17 protein-coding genes and 1 pseudogene are annotated in these 16,959 nt (G+C 72.2%); 10 read left to right on the forward strand and 8 right to left on the reverse strand.

The window, feature by feature from the left end:
* Position 1: 1 nt before the first annotated feature.
* Positions 2 to 955 (forward strand): ABC transporter substrate-binding protein, encoded by a 954-nt coding sequence (locus tag FBY22_RS01300; protein ID WP_174267062.1) that lies wholly within the window; start codon positions 2 to 4, stop codon positions 953 to 955.
* 24 nt (positions 956 to 979) lie between these two features.
* On the opposite strand, the gene FBY22_RS01305 is transcribed toward FBY22_RS01300, so the two are convergent.
* The 3 genes and pseudogenes from FBY22_RS01305 to FBY22_RS01315 form a co-directional block, all read right to left on the reverse strand.
* Positions 980 to 1,705, reverse strand: coding sequence for an isocitrate lyase/phosphoenolpyruvate mutase family protein (locus FBY22_RS01305; protein WP_142142044.1), 726 nt, complete (start codon positions 1,703 to 1,705; stop codon positions 980 to 982).
* Positions 1,702 to 2,151, reverse strand: a complete 450-nt coding sequence (locus tag FBY22_RS01310) for a carboxymuconolactone decarboxylase family protein (protein ID WP_142142045.1) — start codon at positions 2,149 to 2,151, stop codon at positions 1,702 to 1,704. The genes FBY22_RS01305 and FBY22_RS01310 overlap by 4 nt, the downstream gene beginning before the upstream one ends.
* Positions 2,148 to 2,646, reverse strand: a pseudogene (locus FBY22_RS01315) (carboxymuconolactone decarboxylase family protein). Before FBY22_RS01315 ends, FBY22_RS01310 begins: the two are co-directional and overlap by 4 nt.
* Before the next feature lie 47 nt (positions 2,647 to 2,693).
* On the opposite strand from FBY22_RS01315, the gene FBY22_RS01320 reads away from it, so the two are divergent.
* On the forward strand, positions 2,694 to 4,109 hold the full coding sequence (locus tag FBY22_RS01320; protein WP_142142046.1) for a PLP-dependent aminotransferase family protein: 1,416 nt from the start codon (positions 2,694 to 2,696) through the stop codon (positions 4,107 to 4,109).
* A 28-nt stretch (positions 4,110 to 4,137) separates the two neighbouring features.
* On the opposite strand, the gene FBY22_RS01325 is transcribed toward FBY22_RS01320, so the two are convergent.
* On the reverse strand, positions 4,138 to 4,971 hold the full coding sequence (locus FBY22_RS01325; protein WP_142147264.1) for a DMT family transporter: 834 nt from the start codon (positions 4,969 to 4,971) through the stop codon (positions 4,138 to 4,140).
* A 129-nt stretch (positions 4,972 to 5,100) separates the two neighbouring features.
* Here FBY22_RS01325 and FBY22_RS01330 point away from each other — a divergent pair, with 129 nt between their 5' ends.
* The 3 genes from FBY22_RS01330 to FBY22_RS01340 all read left to right on the forward strand — a co-directional run bounded on the left by FBY22_RS01330 (position 5,101) and on the right by FBY22_RS01340 (position 8,289).
* Positions 5,101 to 5,436, forward strand: a complete 336-nt coding sequence (locus FBY22_RS01330; protein ID WP_142142047.1) for a hypothetical protein — start codon at positions 5,101 to 5,103, stop codon at positions 5,434 to 5,436.
* Between the two features lie 7 nt (positions 5,437 to 5,443).
* Positions 5,444 to 6,625 carry a glutathionylspermidine synthase family protein gene (locus FBY22_RS01335; protein ID WP_142142048.1) on the forward strand — a complete coding sequence of 394 codons (1,182 nt, stop codon included), beginning with the start codon at positions 5,444 to 5,446 and terminating at the stop codon, positions 6,623 to 6,625.
* A gap of 215 nt (positions 6,626 to 6,840) precedes the next feature.
* Positions 6,841 to 8,289, forward strand: coding sequence for a glycine hydroxymethyltransferase (locus tag FBY22_RS01340; protein WP_142142049.1), 1,449 nt, complete (start codon positions 6,841 to 6,843; stop codon positions 8,287 to 8,289).
* 15 nt (positions 8,290 to 8,304) lie between these two features.
* On the opposite strand, the gene FBY22_RS01345 is transcribed toward FBY22_RS01340, so the two are convergent.
* Positions 8,305 to 9,042 (reverse strand): hypothetical protein, encoded by a 738-nt coding sequence (locus tag FBY22_RS01345; RefSeq protein ID WP_142142050.1) that lies wholly within the window; start codon positions 9,040 to 9,042, stop codon positions 8,305 to 8,307.
* 124 nt (positions 9,043 to 9,166) lie between these two features.
* Between FBY22_RS01345 and trpS the strand changes: the two genes are divergently transcribed.
* On the forward strand, positions 9,167 to 10,180 hold the full coding sequence (gene trpS, locus FBY22_RS01350; protein ID WP_142142051.1) for a tryptophan--tRNA ligase: 1,014 nt from the start codon (positions 9,167 to 9,169) through the stop codon (positions 10,178 to 10,180).
* Between the two features lie 141 nt (positions 10,181 to 10,321).
* Positions 10,322 to 10,900: a 2'-5' RNA ligase family protein gene (locus FBY22_RS01355; protein WP_142142052.1), complete on the forward strand. Its 579-nt coding sequence runs from the start codon at positions 10,322 to 10,324 to the stop codon at positions 10,898 to 10,900.
* 14 nt (positions 10,901 to 10,914) lie between these two features.
* Here the strand turns inward: FBY22_RS01355 and FBY22_RS01360 are convergent, their stop codons facing one another.
* Positions 10,915 to 11,670 (reverse strand): decaprenylphospho-beta-D-erythro-pentofuranosid-2-ulose 2-reductase, encoded by a 756-nt coding sequence (locus FBY22_RS01360; RefSeq protein ID WP_142142053.1) that lies wholly within the window; start codon positions 11,668 to 11,670, stop codon positions 10,915 to 10,917.
* Positions 11,671 to 11,681: 11 nt separating this feature from the next.
* A complete protein-coding gene (locus FBY22_RS01365) occupies positions 11,682 to 13,043 on the reverse strand; it encodes an FAD-binding oxidoreductase (RefSeq protein ID WP_142142054.1) in 1,362 nt (453 codons plus the stop codon).
* Between the two features lie 133 nt (positions 13,044 to 13,176).
* On the opposite strand from FBY22_RS01365, the gene FBY22_RS01370 reads away from it, so the two are divergent.
* The 3 genes from FBY22_RS01370 to FBY22_RS01380 all read left to right on the forward strand — a co-directional run bounded on the left by FBY22_RS01370 (position 13,177) and on the right by FBY22_RS01380 (position 15,704).
* Positions 13,177 to 13,677 carry a phosphatase PAP2 family protein gene (locus tag FBY22_RS01370; protein ID WP_142142055.1) on the forward strand — a complete coding sequence of 167 codons (501 nt, stop codon included), beginning with the start codon at positions 13,177 to 13,179 and terminating at the stop codon, positions 13,675 to 13,677.
* Positions 13,670 to 14,659 carry a decaprenyl-phosphate phosphoribosyltransferase gene (locus tag FBY22_RS01375; RefSeq protein WP_142142056.1) on the forward strand — a complete coding sequence of 330 codons (990 nt, stop codon included), beginning with the start codon at positions 13,670 to 13,672 and terminating at the stop codon, positions 14,657 to 14,659. The genes FBY22_RS01370 and FBY22_RS01375 overlap by 8 nt, the downstream gene beginning before the upstream one ends.
* A 91-nt stretch (positions 14,660 to 14,750) precedes the next feature.
* On the forward strand, positions 14,751 to 15,704 hold the full coding sequence (locus tag FBY22_RS01380; protein WP_142142057.1) for a YihY/virulence factor BrkB family protein: 954 nt from the start codon (positions 14,751 to 14,753) through the stop codon (positions 15,702 to 15,704).
* On the opposite strand, the gene FBY22_RS01385 is transcribed toward FBY22_RS01380, so the two are convergent.
* Positions 15,652 to 16,929: a D-alanyl-D-alanine carboxypeptidase family protein gene (locus FBY22_RS01385; protein ID WP_260844682.1), complete on the reverse strand. Its 1,278-nt coding sequence runs from the start codon at positions 16,927 to 16,929 to the stop codon at positions 15,652 to 15,654. The genes FBY22_RS01380 and FBY22_RS01385 overlap by 53 nt on opposite strands.
* Positions 16,930 to 16,959 lie beyond the last annotated feature (30 nt).

Genomic DNA, 16,959 nt, shown 5'->3' on the forward strand with positions numbered 1-16,959 from the left:
CATGCGACTGCGCATCACCACGACCGCCGCGGTCGCCTCGCTGGCGCTGCTCACCGGCTGCGGCGCCGCCGACATGACCAAGCAGGCGTCCCCCTTCGCCAACGCCGGGGGCACCAAGAGCGTGACCCTGTCCGTGCAGTCCTGGGTCGGCGCGCAGGCCAACGTCGCCGTCGCCCAGTACCTGCTGGAGCACAAGCTGGGCTACCGCGTCGACACCGTCCAGGTCGACGAGGTCCCCGCCTGGGACGCGCTCAGCCAGGGCCGGGTCGACGCGATCCTGGAGGACTGGGGCCACCCCGACCAGGAGAAGCGGTACGTCACCGACAAGAAGACCATCGCCCGCGCCGGCGGCCTCGGCGTGACCGGCCACATCGGCTGGTACGTGCCGACCTACCTGGTCAAGCAGCACCCCGACATCACGAACTGGAAGAACCTCAACAAGTACGCCTCGCTCTTCCGCACCGCGGAGAGCGGCGGCAAGGGCCAGCTGATGGACGGCTCCCCGTCCTACGTCACCAACGACAAGGCGCTGGTGAAGAACCTGAAGCTGAACTACCAGGTGGTGTTCGCCGGGTCCGAGGCGGCGCAGATCACGCAGATGAAGCAGTTCGCCAAGGAGAAGAAGCCCTTCCTGTCGTACTGGTACGCACCCCAGTGGCTGTTCGAGAAGGTCCCCATGACCGAGGTGAAGCTGCCGCCGTACAAGGAGGGCTGCGACGCGGACCCGGCGAAGGTCGCCTGCGCCTACCCGCACACCCCGCTGCAGAAGTACCTCAACGCCGGCTTCGCGGAGAACGGCGGGAGGGCGGCGGCCTTCCTGAAGAAGTTCAAGTGGACGACCGAGGACCAGAACGAGGTCTCCCTGATGATCGCCGACCAGAAGCTGTCGCCGGAGCAGGCCGCGAAGAAGTGGGTGGACGGCCACGCCTCCACCTGGAAGGCATGGTTGTCCTGATCCGGGAAGCACGGCTGTCCCCGATCACATCCGCTTCTTCAGCTCGCCGGCCATCCCCTGCAGCGCCAGCGCCGTCCAGCGCTGCAGCGCCGGCCCGAACGTGACGCGGGTGGCCCCGAGTTCACCGAGCTCGGTGGGCGTGGGGCCGCCCTCCGGCTTGCCGTACACGTTGATCGGCCCCTGGATGCCGGACCGCAGCAGGGGCAGTACGTCCGTCGGGGCGCCGATCGGATAGACGCAGTCGGCGCCCGCGGCGACGTACAACGCGGCCCGCTCGATGGCCCGTTCGGGATCGCCGTCGCCGTGGACGAAGATGTCCACCCGGGCGTTGACGAACAACCGGTCACCGGCCGCGTACCGCACCTCGGCCAGCCGCTCGGCGTGCGCGTGCGGGTTCTTGAGGGCGCCCCCGGCGGAGTCCTCCAGATTGCAGCCCACGGCACCGGCCTCCAGCAGCCGCTCCACCAGCTCCTTCGGCGCCAGCCCGTACCCGTCCTCGACGTCGGCCGACACGGGCACGTCCACGGCCCGGCAGACGCGCGCCACCGCGGCGAACATCTCGTCGGCCGGCGTGGCCCCGTCCGCGTACCCGAGGGACGCGGCGATCCCCGCGCTGGGCGTGGCGAGCGCCGGGAACCCGGCCTCCACGAAGGCCCGCGCGCTGACCGCGTCCCAGGGCCCGGGCAGGACCAGCGGGTCACCCGGCAGACGGCCCCTGTGCAGGGCTCGGAACGCTTCCACTTTGCTCACGGCGTGTATCCCCCCGGCAGGATCCGGCGCGCGACCATCACCCGGTTCCAGTTGTTGATGGCGACGACCAGGGCGACGAGATGCGCGAGCCCGGCCTCGTCGAAGTGCCGGGCCGCCCTCTCGTACACCGCGTCCGGCACGAAGCCCTCCGTCAGGACGGTCACCGCCTCCGTCAGGGCGAGCGCGGCTCGCTCCCGCTCGTCGAAGACATCGTCCCCGGCCTCCTCCCAGGCGGCCAGCAGGTCCAGCTGCTTCTCCGCCACGCCGTGCCTGCGGGCGAGGGCGAGGTGCATGTCCAGGCAGAAGGCGCAGTGGTTGAGCTGCGAGGCCCGGATGACGACCAGTTCGGCCAGGGCGGGGTCGCCGAGGCCCTTCTTCGCGGCGGCACTCAGCGCCGACATGGCCTTGCCCACCGCCGGGTCCAACAGCTGTGTCCGGGCGGTCACTTGTACTGCCCCGGCTGGTAGTGGCCGACCTCGCCCCGGCAGGCGACGCCGAACCGGTTCCAGGCGTTGATCACCGCGATCGCGGCGATCAGCCGGGCCAGTTCCGCCTCCTCGAAGTGCTTGGCCGCCCTCTCGTACACCGCGTCGGGCACGAAGCCGTCCGTGAGGACGGTCACCGCCTCGGTCAGCTCCAGGGCCGCGAGCTCCCTCTCGGTGTAGAAGTGGGCGGACTCCTCCCACGCGCTGAGCTGGATGATCCGCTCGACGCTCCCCGGCGGCCAGCGCGTCCTTGGTGTGCATGTCGAGGCAGCGGGCGCAGTGGTTGATCTGTGAGGCGCGGATCTTCACCAGCTCCAGCAGCCGCGTGTCGAGACCCTCCCGGGCCGCCGCGTCCAGCCGGAGCATGGCCTTGAAGACGTCCGGGGCGAGTGCGGTCCAGTTCAGACGCGGGGTGTGCTCGGGCGCGTAGGTCGCGGTGTCCTCGTGTGTGGTCATGCCATCGACCCTAGGAGCGAGGCAGCCCAGGAGTATGGTCCATTTCCATGCCGAAACCTTGGGCCACTCTGGGCGTGGACCTCCACCTGGAACCGGCCGGACCGGGGCTGCGCCGGGGCCTGACCGACGCCCTGCGCGAGGCCGTACGCACCGGCCGGCTGGCCCCCGGCACCCGGCTGCCCTCCTCCCGCGCCCTCGCCGCCGACCTGGGCATCGCCCGCAACACGGTCGCCGAGGCCTACACCGACCTGGTCGCGGAGGGCTGGCTGACCGCACGGCAGGGCTCGGGCACCCGCGTCGCCGAGCGAACCGTCGTACCCCCCACCGATGCCACGCCCCGGCACCGCCCGCGCTCCGGCCCCGCCCACAGCCTCGTCCCCGGCACCCCCGACCTCGGCTCCTTCCCCCGCGCCCAGTGGCTCAGGGCGGCCCGCCGGGCCCTGGCCACGGCACCGAACAAGGCACTCGACTACGGCGACCCCCGCGGCCGCGTCGAACTGCGCACCGCCCTCGCCGGCTACCTGGCCCGCGCCCGCGGCGTACGCGCCGACCCCGAACGCATCCTGGTCTGCGCCGGCATCTCGCACGGCCTGCGCGTCCTGGCCGCGGTGCTGCGGGCGCGCAGCGGCGCGGGCACGATCGCCGTGGAGTCGTACGGCCTCTTCGCGTACTGGGACCTGCTCGCGGACGCCGGACTGCGGACCGTGCCCCTGCCGTTCGACGAACGCGGCACCGATCCGCGGGAGTTGACCGACGAGTCCGCCGTGCTGCTCACCCCCGCCCACCAGTTCCCGATGGGCGGCACCCTGCACCGCGACCGGCGGGCGGCCGTCGTCGACTGGGCGCGCCGCACCGGCGGCGTGGTCGTCGAGGACGACTACGACGGCGAGTTCCGCTACGACCGCCAGCCCGTCGGCGCCCTGCAGGGCCTCGACCCCGACCACGTCGTCTACGCGGGCACCGCCAGCAAGTCCCTCGCCCCCGGCCTGCGACTGGCCTGGCTGGTGCTGCCACCGGGCCTCGCCCGGGAGGCGGCGCGGGCGAAGGGACACATCGACACCTGCGGGGCCCTGGACCAGCTCACCCTCGCCGAGTTCATCGACTCCGGCGCCTACGACCGTCACGTACGCGCCGCCCGGCAGCGCTACCGGCGCCGCCGTGACGCCCTCGTGGCGGAAGTCGCGCGCCGCGCCCCGCACGTCCACGCCACCGGCATCGCGGCCGGCCTGCACGTGGTGCTCCGCCTCCCGCACGGCACCGAGGGGGCGACGCTGCGCGCGGCGGACTGGCGGGGCCTCGCCCTGCACGGGCTGCGGCGCTACCGGCACCCGGCGGCGACCGACGCACAGCCCGACGCCCTCGTCGTGGGCTACGGAACCCCGCCCGACCACGCCTGGTCGGGAGCCCTGGACGCCCTGTGCTCCGCACTTCCGGACCACCCGGCCGATGAATGCCCGAGGTAACGGGGGCGCGGCCGCGTTCTCCGTTTCCTCACGCCGTCTCCGTCTCCGTCTCCGCCGGCGCCTCGCCGAACCGGGCGAGCGCCAGTGCCGCCGCCACCGCCACGGTGAACCCGAGGACCGCCAGCCAGGTCAGCCCCTCCCGGGTGCGGTCGCCGAGCCACACCACGCCCACCGTCGCCGGCCAGAGGGTCTCGCCGATGACCATGCCGGCGGTGGTCGTGGTCACCGAGCCGCGCTGCAACGCGGAGGTGAGCAGCAGGAAGGCGGCGCCCCCACCGATCAGCAGGGCGTACGTCGCCGGATTGGCGAGGAGGTCCAGCGGCGCGAGCGAGTCGATCAGCCGCACCGACACCTCGACCACCCCGAACCCGAACCCGGCTCCCAGTCCCAGCACCAGATCCCGCCCGCGCCCCGACCACCGTCCGCCGACCAGCCCGAGGGCCAGCACCGCCACCGCGATCACGAGCATCGCCCACTTCAGGGCCATGGAGCCCTGGCGGTCGCCCTCCGTGCCCGACGCCAGGCCCAGCATCGCCAGCCCGGCGCACACCGTGCCGACCGCACCCCACTCCAGCCTGCTCAGCCGCACGTGCAGCAGCCTGGCGGCGACCACACCCGTCACCGCCAGGCTCGACGCGAGGGCCGCCGCCACCGCGTAGATGGGGATCGACCGCAGGGCCGCGATCTGCAGCACGAAGCCCAGCCCGTCCAGCGCCAGCCCGGCCAGATACCGCCACTGCCGCAACGCCCGCAGCAGCAGCGCCGCCTCCCCGCCGCCGCCCCCGGTCGCCTCCCGCGCGGCGACCGCCTGCAATACCGTGGCCGTACCGAAGCAGACCGCCGCCCCCAGGGCGCACACCATCCCAAAGATCACAAAGTGACTGTAGGGGAGGGCCACCACAGTGGGGAGGGCTCGTCGACCGCTCTTACCTGTCTCTAGGCTGTCCGCCGAACCGACATCGCACGGCCACATCGACGGGGAGAGACGAACATGGCGGACGCACGCCGGACACTGCGCTCGGGCACGGTCGTACTCGGCGGCATGGGCCTGCTCGCCGCCGCGCTCACCGCGTGTTCCTCCGATCCGGACAAGCGCTGCGTCGACCGCGACAGCTACAACCTGGCCAAGGGCTACAAAGTCGTCGCCGACAAGAACTGCACCTCCGGCAAGTCCTCCGTCAACGGCGCCTGGTACTACGAGGGCAGCAAGAAGGGCGGCTGGGTCGACGGCGGTTCCTTCACCAAACCCCGCACGTCCTCCGGCGGTTCGGGCCACGGCGTCTCCCGCGGCGGCTTCGGCGGCGGCAAGGGAAGCTCCGGCGGCTGAGACCCCCATGCGCCGACACACCATCACCCCCCGCCCGGACTGGCAACTAACCGTCGAGGAACAGGGTCTGATCTACCCCCTCACCCGCCACCCCGACGGCTCCCTGCGCCCGTACTGGGACGAGAGCGCCTACTACTCCTTCACCCTCGACGAGGTCGAGGCCCTGGAGGAGGTCGTCGAGGAACTCCACCGGATGTGCCTCGCCGCGGCGGACCACATCGTCGCCGAGGGGCGCCTGCCGGACCTCGGCATCAACGACCCAAGCGTCGCCGAGGCGGTCACCGAGGCCTGGCGGCGCCGCGCCGAACTCCCTTCCGTCTACGGCCGTTTCGACCTCCGCTACGACGGCACGGGCCCGGCGAAGCTCCTGGAGTACAACGCCGACACCCCCACCTCCCTGGTGGAGGCCGCCTCCCCCCAGTGGTTCTGGATGAAGGAGCGCTTCCCGGGCGCCGACCAGTGGAACTCCCTCCACGAACGCCTCGTCGCCGCCTGGAAGAGGCAGGCCGCGCTCCTGCCGCCCGGCAGCCCCCTGCACTTCGCGCACTCCTCGGACGACGAGCTCGGCGAGGACCTGATGACGGTCGCCTACCTCAAGGAGACCGCCGAGCAGGCGGGCCTGGACACCGACTGGATCTCGATGGAGGAGATCGGCTGGGACCCCCTCTCCGGCCGCTTCGTCGACAACCGGCTCCGCTTCATCCGCAGCTGCTTCAAGCTGTACCCGTGGGAGTGGCTGACCACCGACGCCTTCGCCGGCCACGTCCTCGACACCCTCGACAACGGCGGCGGCACGGGCTCGACGATGTGGATCGAGCCCGCCTGGAAGATGCTGCTGAGCAACAAGGCGCTGCTGGCGGTCCTCTGGGAGCTGTACCCGGATCACCCCACCCTCCTCGCCGCCCACCTGGACGGCCCGCGCGGGCTGACGACGACCGGCTGGGTCGCCAAGCCGCTGCTGGGCCGCGAGGGCGCCGGCATCACGATCCACGAACCCGGCAGCGAGCCCGTGCCCCGCGAGGAACCCTGCTGCTACCAGGAGCTGGCCCCGCTGCCCGCCTTCGACGGCCACCACGTCGTCCTCGGCGCCTGGGTCGTCGGGGACGAGTCGGCGGGCCTCGGCCTCCGCGAGTCCTCCGGCCTGGTCACCGACGAGTACGCCCGCTTCCTGCCGCACGTGATCCTGTGACGCCGCCGCTCGCATGATGGACGGCACCCCTGCGCCGTACGGCATCCCCGGTAGGGTGATCGGTGGGCCGTGACTGGCGCGCTGGTCCCTGGCGACGGGAATGTGACGCCAGGGACCGAGGATGGGACCGACCATCGGGGAGCGGCCCGAGTCAGTGAGTGCCGTGCGCCTGGGCCGTACCGTGAACGCTGAAAGCCGACGTCCGGAGGTCCCTCATGTCAGCCGACTCCCTCTCCACCGAGTCCACCGCCTTCCGCGCCGCCCTCGACGTGATCCGAGCCGTCGAGCCGCGCGTGGCCGACGCCATCGGCCAGGAGGTCCACGACCAGCGCGAGATGCTCAAGCTGATCGCCTCCGAGAACTACGCCTCCCCGGCCACCCTGCTGGCGATGGGCAACTGGTTCAGCGACAAGTACGCCGAGGGCACCGTCGGCCGCCGCTTCTACGCCGGCTGCCGCAACGTCGACACCGTCGAGTCGCTGGCCGCCGAGCACGCCCGCGAGCTGTTCGGCGCCCGCCACGCCTACGTACAGCCGCACTCCGGCATCGACGCCAACCTCGTCGCCTTCTGGGCCGTCCTCGCCGACCGCGTCGAGGCGCCCTTCCTGGAGAAGACCGGCGTCCGCCAGGTCAACGACCTCTCCGAGGCCGACTGGGCCGAGCTGCGCCGGGCCTTCGGCAACCAGCGCATGCTCGGCATGTCCCTGGACGCCGGCGGCCACCTCACCCACGGCTTCCGCCCGAACATCTCCGGCAAGATGTTCGACCAGCGCTCCTACGGCACCGACCCGGCCACCGGCCTGATCGACTACGAGGCGCTGCGCACGTCCGCCCGCGAGTTCAAGCCGCTGATCATCGTCGCGGGCTACTCGGCCTACCCCCGGCTGGTGAACTTCCGGATCATGCGGGAGATCGCCGACGAGGTCGGCGCGACGCTCATGGTCGACATGGCGCACTTCGCGGGCCTCGTCGCCGGCAAGGTCCTCACCGGCGACTTCGACCCGGTCCCGCACGCCCAGATCGTCACCACGACCACCCACAAGTCGCTGCGCGGCCCGCGCGGCGGCATGGTCCTGTGCGACGACTCCCTCAAGGACCAGGTCGACCGCGGCTGCCCGATGGTCCTCGGCGGCCCGCTCCCGCACGTCATGGCCGCCAAGGCCGTCGCCCTCGCCGAGGCCCGGCAGCCCGCCTTCCAGGACTACGCCCAGCGCATCGTCGACAACTCCCGCGCCCTGGCCGAGGGTCTGATGCGCCGGGGCGCGACCCTGGTGACCGGCGGCACCGACAACCACCTCAACCTGATCGACGTTGCCACCTCCTACGGCCTCACCGGCCGCCAGGCCGAGGCCGCGCTCCTCGACTCCGGCATCGTCACCAACCGCAACGCCATCCCGGCCGACCCGAACGGCGCCTGGTACACCTCCGGCATCCGCGTCGGCACCCCCGCCCTGACCACCCGCGGTCTGGGCACGGCCGAGATGGACGAGGTCGCCGGCCTGATCGACCGTGTCCTGACCACCGCCGAGCCGGGCACCACCAAGTCGGGCGCCCCCTCCAAGGCGTCCCACGTCCTCGACGAGAAGGTGTCCGAGGAGATCGCCCAGCGCGCCACGGACCTGGTGGCCGGCTTCCCGCTGTACCCGGAGATCGACCTCGGCTGACGCCCCCGGCGGCCGTCAGAGGTCGATCAGCTCCTGTCGTGGCTCCTCCCGCGGCGGTCCGGCACCGTGCCGGGCCGCCGCGCGGCGTATCAGCAGCATGCCGCCGACGCCGGCCACGAGCCCTGCGCCCAGCCCGGAGAGCGCCCAGCGGACCGGGCTCCGGTCCGCGGCGGGCCCCTCCCCGGTGCCGCTCCCGACGGTGCTCCCGACGCCCGTGCTCCCCCCGGTGCCGCTTCCCCCGTCCTCCAGCCCGCTCAGCACCTTCTCCCGCTCCAGTTCCACGAACACCGAACGCGGCGCCCGATGCCAGCGGATGTCGTCGTCGCGGACCTCGGGCGCGGGATCGCTGCGAACCCAGGGCGTGCCGTCGGCCGCCACGAACAGCTGGTCCTGCCGCTCCACGGCCACGTCACCGCCCGGCGCCCGGTCGGTCTGCGGCCAGCCCCCGACGCCGCTCAGCCCCCAGACCACGGTGAAGTGCACCGGCGGATAGCGCCCCTCGGTCCAGCCTTCCGGCACCCGCTCCGTGCCCGTGTAGGCCGGCGCCAGCAGCCGCCGCAGACACGCGAAGGCGGCCTCGCCGGACCGCAGCACGGTCGTCCGCCCCGTACCGCCCGCGACGACCATCGCCACGTCGGAGACGTCCCGCTCCCCGCCCGCGTGGGCCGCCGGAGCGCCGCACACCGCCAACACCGCCACCGTCGACACGAGGGCCCCGCACCCGGCCCCCGCTCGTCCTCCCAGCCGTCGCATCGGCCGCCCCCTCGCTGCTCCGCCCGCCCGTCCCCCACCTTGTTACACCGCCGGGCACGGATCGGTTCCCACCAGTTTCCGGCCGGTTCCGGATCGGGTCCACGAACCTGAGAGAATGGTGAACATGGCCTCTGATCGACCCCGCGTGCTCTCCGGCATCCAGCCCACCGCCGGCTCGTTCCACCTCGGCAACTACCTCGGCGCCGTCCGCCAGTGGGTGGCCCTGCAGGAGAGCCACGACGCGTTCTACATGGTCGTCGACCTGCACGCGATCACGATCCCGCAGGACCCGGCGGAGCTGCGGGCCAACACCCGGCTCGCCGCCGCCCAGCTCCTCGCGGCCGGCCTCGACCCGGACCGCTGCACCCTGTTCGTGCAGAGCCACGTCCCCGAGCACGCCCAGCTCGCCTGGGTCATGAACTGCCTCACCGGCTTCGGCGAGGCCTCCCGCATGACCCAGTTCAAGGACAAGTCCGCAAAGCAGGGCGCCGACCGGGCGAGCGTCGGGCTGTTCACGTACCCGATCCTCCAGGTCGCCGACATCCTGCTCTACCAGGCGCACGAGGTCCCGGTCGGCGAGGACCAGCGCCAGCACGTCGAGCTGACCCGCGACCTCGCCACGCGGTTCAACGGCCGCTTCGGCGAGACCTTCACGATCCCGAAGCCGTACATCCTCAAGGAGACGGCGAAGATCTACGACCTTCAGGACCCGTCGATCAAGATGAGCAAGTCGGCGTCCACGCCGAGGGGGCTCATCAACCTCCTCGACGACCCCAAGGCCACCGCCAAGAAGGTCAAGAGCGCCGTCACCGACACCGACACCGTCATCCGCTACGACGCGGAGAACAAGCCGGGCGTCAGCAACCTGCTCACCATCTACTCCACCCTCACCGGCAAGGCGATCGCCGAGCTGGAGGCGGAGTACGAGGGCAAGATGTACGGCGCGCTCAAGACGGACCTCGCCGAGGTCATGGTCGAGTTCGTGACGCCGTTCCGGGAGCGCACCCAGCAGTACCTGGACGACTCGGAGACGCTGGACTCGATCCTCGCCAAGGGCGCGGAGAAGGCGCGCGCCGTCGCCGCCGAGACGCTCGCCCAGGCGTACGACAGGGTGGGCTTCCTGCCCGCCAAGCACTGACGTACACCGGCGAACATCACGTACCACCGGGCAGAGCGCTGTACATCACTACGGTTGCGCCTGCCCGCGGCACAGCCGTGGCCGTACAGTCGATAGCCGACGGCCGACAGACCGACCCGTCACACGACGACAGGAGACGACGTGGGGACCGTAACGATCGGAGTGTCGATCGCGGTCCCGGAGCCACACGGCAGCAAGCTCCAGCAGCTGCGCGCGGGCTTCGGCGACGCCGCTGCTCACGGCATCCCCACGCATGTCACCCTGCTGCCGCCGACGGAGGTCGACGGCGGTGACCTGGCGGCCGTGGAGGCGCATCTGGGCGAGGTCGCCGCGAGCGGCCGCCCGTTCCCGATGCGCCTGTGCGGCACCGGCACTTTCCGGCCCCTGTCCCCGGTCGTCTACGTCCGGGTCGTCGAGGGCGCCGAGGCGTGCACCTGGCTGCAGAAGCAGGTCCGGGACGCCTCCGGCCCCGTACCGCGCGAACTGCAGTTCCCGTACCACCCGCATGTCACGGTCGCCCACGGCATCGACGACGAGGCGATGGACCGCGCCTTCGAGGAACTCGCCGACTACGAGGCCGACTGGTCGTGCACCGGGTTCGCCCTGTACGAGCAGGGCGCGGACGGCGTGTGGCGCAAGCTGCGGGAGTTCGCCTTCGGCGGCACGGTCGTACCGCCGCAGGCCGGCCACGTCGAACGCGGCACCATCGGCAGCCGTTAGCGGCCGGCCGCCGGTCAGAGCGTCAGCCGTCGGAACAGCCCGCGCGGGACGTGCCGGAGGGCCGCCATCACCACGCGCAGCATGCCGGGTACCCACACCGTCTCCGAGCGCCGCCGCAGGCCGAGTTCGACGGCCGTCGCCACGTTCTCCGGCGTCGTCGCGAGCGGCGTCTCGGGCAGTCCCGCGGTCATCTTCGAACGCACGAACCCGGGGCGTACGACCATGACGTGCACGCCGGTGCCGTGCAGCGCGTCGCCCAGGCCCTGCGCGAAGGCGTCCAGACCGGCCTTGCTGGAGCCGTAGATGAAGTTGCTGCGGCGGGCCCGCTCGCCGGCCACGGAGGACAGCACCACCAGGGAGCCGTGCCCCTGGGCCTGCAGCGCGCGGGCGCTCACCAGTCCCGCCGAGACCGCGCCCGTGTAGTTGGTCTGCGCGACCCGCACCGCCGCGGCCGGTTCGCGCTCGTCGTTGGCCTGGTCGCCGAGGACGCCGAAGGCGAGCAGCACCATGTCGACGTCGCCTTCCGCGAAGACCTTGCCGAGCACCGTCTCGTGCGAGCCGGGATCGAGGGCGTCGAAGGCGAGGGTGTGCACCTCGGGCCCCAGCGCGCGCAGTTCGGCGGCGGCCGCGTCCAGGGCGGGGGAGGGGCGTGCGGCGAGCCACACCACGCGCGTGCGGCGCGCGATCAGCCGGCGCGCCGTGGCGAGCGCGATCTCGGACGTACCGCCGAGCACGAGCAGGGACTGGGGCAGACCGAAGGCGTCCTTCACGACAGCAGCTCCTAGAGGGCGAGACGGCGGGACAGGTCCGACACGAACACTCCGCGCGGGTCGAGCTGAGCGCGCAGGGCCCGGAAGTCGTCGAGGCGCGGGTACATCGCGGCGAGGAGTTCGGGGCGCAGACGGGAGTCCTTGGCGAGGTAGACGCGTCCGCCGGCCGCGGCGACCTCCTCGTCGAGCCCGTCCAGGAAGGGGCCGAGACCTGGCAGGGCGGCCGGGATGTCGAGGGCCAGGGTCCAGCCGGGCAGCGGGAAGGACAGCCAGCCCGGGTCGGCCGGGCCGAACCGCTTGAGGACGGCCAGGAAGGACGGGCAGCGCCGTTCGGCGATCCGGCGCACGATCCGGCGCAGGGTGTCCTCCTGGCCGTGTCCGACGACGAACTGGTACTGCACGAAGCCGCCGCGGCCGTAGACGCGGTTCCAGTGGGGGACGCCGTCCAGGGGGTGGAAGAACGTGGAGATCCGCTGCAGCTCGCCGGTACGCGCCCGGGGCGCCTTCCGGTACCAGAGCTCGTTGAACAGGCCCACGGTGGTGCGGCTGAGCAGCCCCTCGGGGAGGAAGGCCGGCGCGGACGGGAACCGCGGGGTGCGGAACTGAAGTGCCCTCGCACGCGCGCGTGCCGGCAGTGCGTCGAACGGGGCGTGGTCGCCGCGGGTCAGGACCGCGCGGCCCGTCGCGGCGCCGCGGGCCAGCAGGTCGATCCAGGCGACCGAGTAGCGGTAGTGGTGGTCGGTGTCCGTCAGACGTGCCATCAGGTCGTCCAGGTCGCCGGCCCGCTCGGTGTCGACCGACATCAGGGAGGTCTCGACGGGCAGCAGACCGAGGGTGGCGGTCAGGATCACGCCGGTCAGTCCCATGCCGCCCGCGGTCGCGTCGAACAGCGGGGTGCCGCGGCCCACCGTGCGGATCTCGCCGTCGGCGGTGAGGAGTTCGAACGACAGGACGTGCCGGGAGAAGCTGCCGGACACGTGGTGGTTCTTGCCGTGGATGTCCGCCCCGATCGCGCCGCCGACCGTCACCTGCCGGGTGCCGGGCGTCACCGGGACGAACCAGCCCAGCGGCAGCAGCACTTCCATCAGGCGGTGCAGGGACACGCCCGCGCCGCACAGCACGGTGCCGTCGTCGGCGTCGATCGCGTGGATCCGGTCCAGGCCCGTCATGTCGAACACCGCCCCGCCGGCGTTCTGCGCCGCGTCGCCGTACGCGCGTCCCAGGCCCCGGGGGATGCCCCCGCGGACCCCGCACTCCCGGACGGCGGCCGCGGCCTCCTCGTAGGTCCGTGGACGGATCAGACGGGCCGCGGTGGGAGCGGTCCGCCCCCATCCGGTGACGGTGGTGGTGACCGGTGCGGTGCTGGCAGACATGTCGGTGACCGTATCGCCCTGATATGCGGCGTCTGTTACGTAACATCAACCGCCTCCCCGAAATGGGTGATTAATGGGATTTCATCCAATATTTCCGTAGTTCCGGAGGTGTTGGCGTGAACAGTGAGTCCACATGGACCTCCTGGACCACCGAATCCTCTCCGCCTGCCGCGCGTACGGCGCCGACCCGCGCGTCGCCGGTGTCGCGCGCGCCCTTTCCCGGGCCGGCGAGCACGGTGCGCTGTGGCTCGTGACGGGCCTCGTCGGGGCCGCCGTGGACGGCGCGCGGCGCGGCGCCTGGTTGCGCGGTGCGGCGCTCACCGGGGGAGCGCACCTCGTCAGCATGGGTGTGAAGAGGGTGGTGCGGCGCCCGCGCCCGGCACACGTCGAACACCTCGCGCCCACGTTCGGCCCGCACTCCTTCCCCAGCTCGCACGCGACCTCCGCCGCGGCCGCCGCCCTCGTCTACGGGGCCCTCGGCGCGTACGCCGTTCCGCCACTCGCCGCCGCGATGTGCCTGTCCCGGCTGGTCGTCGGCGTCCACCACCCCTCGGACGTGGTGGCGGGCGCGGCCCTCGGGGCGCTCACGGCCCGCCTGGGCTCGCGCTGGGTGGGAGGGGGCGCGCATGACTGAGGCAGCGCCCCTCACGGACGGCGCACGCTCCCGAGAGGCGGCGCTTGTGGAACAGCGCACGCCCGAACGCACCCCCGCGCCACCCCCGAAGCGCACCCCCGCCACGCTCCTCACGGGTCTGCTGAGAACCGCACGCCCCAAGCAGTGGGTCAAGAACCTCCTGGTCGTCGCCGCCCCCGCGGCCGCCGGCGAGCTCTTCACCCGCTCCGCGATCCCCCGCCTCACCGCGGTCTTCGTCCTGTTCACGGCCTGCGCCGCCGCCGTCTACCTCGTCAACGACGCCCGGGACGCCGACGCCGACCGCGCCCACCCCGCCAAGCGCCACCGCCCGGTCGCGGCCGGCCAGGTCCCCGTACCGCTCGCCTACGCCGTCGCGGGCGTCCTCGGCGTGCTCGCGCCGGCCGCCGCGGCCTGGCTGGTCTCACCGGCCGTCGCGGCACTGCTCACGGCCTACCTCGGCATGCAACTGGCGTACTGCGTCAGCCTCAAGCGCGTCCTGGTCGTGGACCTCGTGGTCGTCACGACCGGCTTCCTGATGCGGGCCGTGTCCGGCGGGCTCGCGCTGGGCATCCCGCTGTCCCGCTGGTTCCTGATCACGACCGGCTTCGGCGCCCTGTTCATGGTGTCGGCCAAGCGCTACTCCGAAGCCGTCCAGATGGCCGGAAAGGCGGGCGCCACGCGCGCGCTGCTCACCGAGTACACCACCGGATACCTGCGCTTCGTCTGGCAGCTGGCCGCGGGCGTCGCCGTCCTCGGCTACTGCATGTGGGCCCTGGAGGAGGGCGGACTCCCGCACACCGGCGTGCTGCCCTGGCGCCAGCTCTCCATGGTCGCCTTCGTCCTCGCGGTCCTGCGGTACGCCGTCTTCGCCGACCGGGGCACCGCCGGCGAACCGGAGGACGTCGTCCTGCGCGACCGTGCCCTCGCCGTCATCGGGCTGGTCTGGCTGGCGATGTACGGGCTGGCGGTGGCGAACTGGTAGACGCCCGCCGCGAGGTCACCGGCACCGTCGCGCCGGGGCTTTTCGGGGGTACTCGCACATTGGTCTCCCGAACGGAGGGCAGAGTCGGACCATGGACTGGCTGAAGAAGCTCCCCGTCGTCGGGCCGCTGGTGGCGAGCCTGATGGCCACGCACGCGTGGCGGTCGTTCGAGCGTCTGGACCGGGTGAAGTGGACCCGTCTGGCCGCCGCGATGACGTTCACGAGTTTCGTCGCGCTGTTCCCGCTGCTCACCGTGGCCGCCACGGTCGCCGCGGCCACGCTCAGCGAGAAGCAGCAGACGGATCTGCAGAACAAGATCGCCGAGCAGGTGCCCGGCATCTCCGACCAGCTCGACATCAACGGCCTCGTCCAGAACGCCGGCACCATCGGACTCATCGCCGGCGCCGCCCTGCTGTTCACCGGCATCGGCTGGGCCGGCTCGACGCGCGAGTGCCTGCGCGCGGTGTGGGAGATGCCCGACCAGGAGGAGAACTACCTCCTGCGCAAAGCCAAGGACCTCGGCATCCTCGTGGGCCTCGGCGGCGCCGTCCTGGTCACCCTCGCCGCCTCCACCGTCGCCTCGGCGATGGTCGGCTGGATCACCCGGCAGACAGGGCTGGAGAAGGGCGGCTGGGGCGGGATCCTGCTGTACGTCGCCGCGTTCGCGGTCGCCGTGTTCGCCGACTTCCTGCTGCTCCTGTACGTCCTGACGATGCTGCCCGGCGTCGAACCGCCGCGCCGCCGCCTGACCGTCGCGGCACTGACCGGCGCGATCGGCTTCGAGCTGCTGAAGGCGCTGCTGAGCGGCTACATGCAGGGTGTGGCCGCGAAGAGCATGTACGGCGCCTTCGGGGTCCCCGTAGCCCTCCTGCTGTGGATCAACTTCACCTCGAAGCTGGTCCTGTTCTGCGCCGCGTGGACGGCGACGCAGAGCGAGGAGCAGGAGGTGCGCGAGGAGGAACGGGAGGAGCGGGCGGAGACCGTGCGCAAGGTCAGGGACGAGACCGGCGACGTACCAGATCGGGCAGCGGCCAGCGGCGGTTGACCAGGAACGCGGCCCCCGCGAGCAGCGCCAGCGCCCCTGCGGAGATCGCGAACGCGGTCCCCATGCCGCCGCCGGTGTGCCCGGCGGCCTTCGCCGCCGGGGCGGCCGACGCGTTGCTCCCGGCGCCGCCCGCCTGCCCGTCCGAGGCGTTGGCGCCCGGCTGGGCGCTCGCCCGGACGGTGCTCCTCGGCGGCACCAGCTCACCCACCGCGCGGGCCTTCCCGGCCGCCGCGAAACCCCAGTCGAAGAGCTTGGCGGTCTCCTTGTAGACCTCGTTGTGCTCTTCCTTCTCGGGGTGCATGACCGTCACCAGCAGCACCCTGCCGTCGCGCTCGGCGACCCCTGTGAAGGTCGCGCCCGCGTTGGTGGTGTTGCCGTTCTTGACGCCCGCGATGCCCTGGTAGACGGAGATGTCGGTGTCGCCGGCCAGCAGCCGGTTGGTGTTCTGGATCTCGAAGGGCTCCCGGACCGTCTTGCCCTTCTTGTTCTTCTTCGTCTCGCCCGGGAACTCCGCCCGCACGGTCGAGCAGTACTCGCGGAAGTCCTTCTTCTGCAAGCCGGAGCGGGCGAACAGCGTCAGGTCGTACGCGGAGGAGACCTGCCTGGGGGCGTCGTAGCCGTCGGGTGTGACCACGTTCGTGTCGAGGGCCTGGAGCTCCTGGGCGTGCGCGTTCATCTCCTTGACGGTGTTGCCGACACCGTCGTTCATCGCCGACAGCACGTGCACGGCGTCGTTGCCGGAGCGCAGGAAGACGCCGAGCCACAGGTCGTGGACCGTGTAGGTCTCGCCCTCCTTTATCCCGACCAGGCTGGAGCCGGCGCCCATGCCCGCCAGGTCCGCGGGCACCACCTTGTGCTTCTCGCCGCGCGGGAACTTCGGCAGCAGCGTGTCCGCGAACAGCATCTTCATCGTGGACGCCGGAGGCAGCCGCCAGTGCGCGTTGTGCGCGGCGAGGACCTCGCCTGACTCGGCGTCCGCGACGATCCACGAGCGCGCGGTGACGTCCTTGGGCAGTACCGGAGCGCCGCTGCCCAGATCGACCTGTGTGCCGGGCCGGCCGAGCCGGGCGCCGCCCACGGACGACATGCCCGCCGGCGGAGTGGCCGAGGGGCTCGTGGAGGGGCTGGGGGCCGCGAGGGCGACGGGCGCGGTCAACGCGAGCGACGACAGGGCGGCGGAGGTGATCAGAAGGGATCGCCTGACGGTCTTCTTGGGTGCGGGCACGGACGGAAACGTACAGGGCACCGGTCGTGA

The sequence above is a fragment of the Streptomyces sp. SLBN-31 genome (assembly GCF_006715395.1).
Classification (GTDB): domain Bacteria; phylum Actinomycetota; class Actinomycetes; order Streptomycetales; family Streptomycetaceae; genus Streptomyces.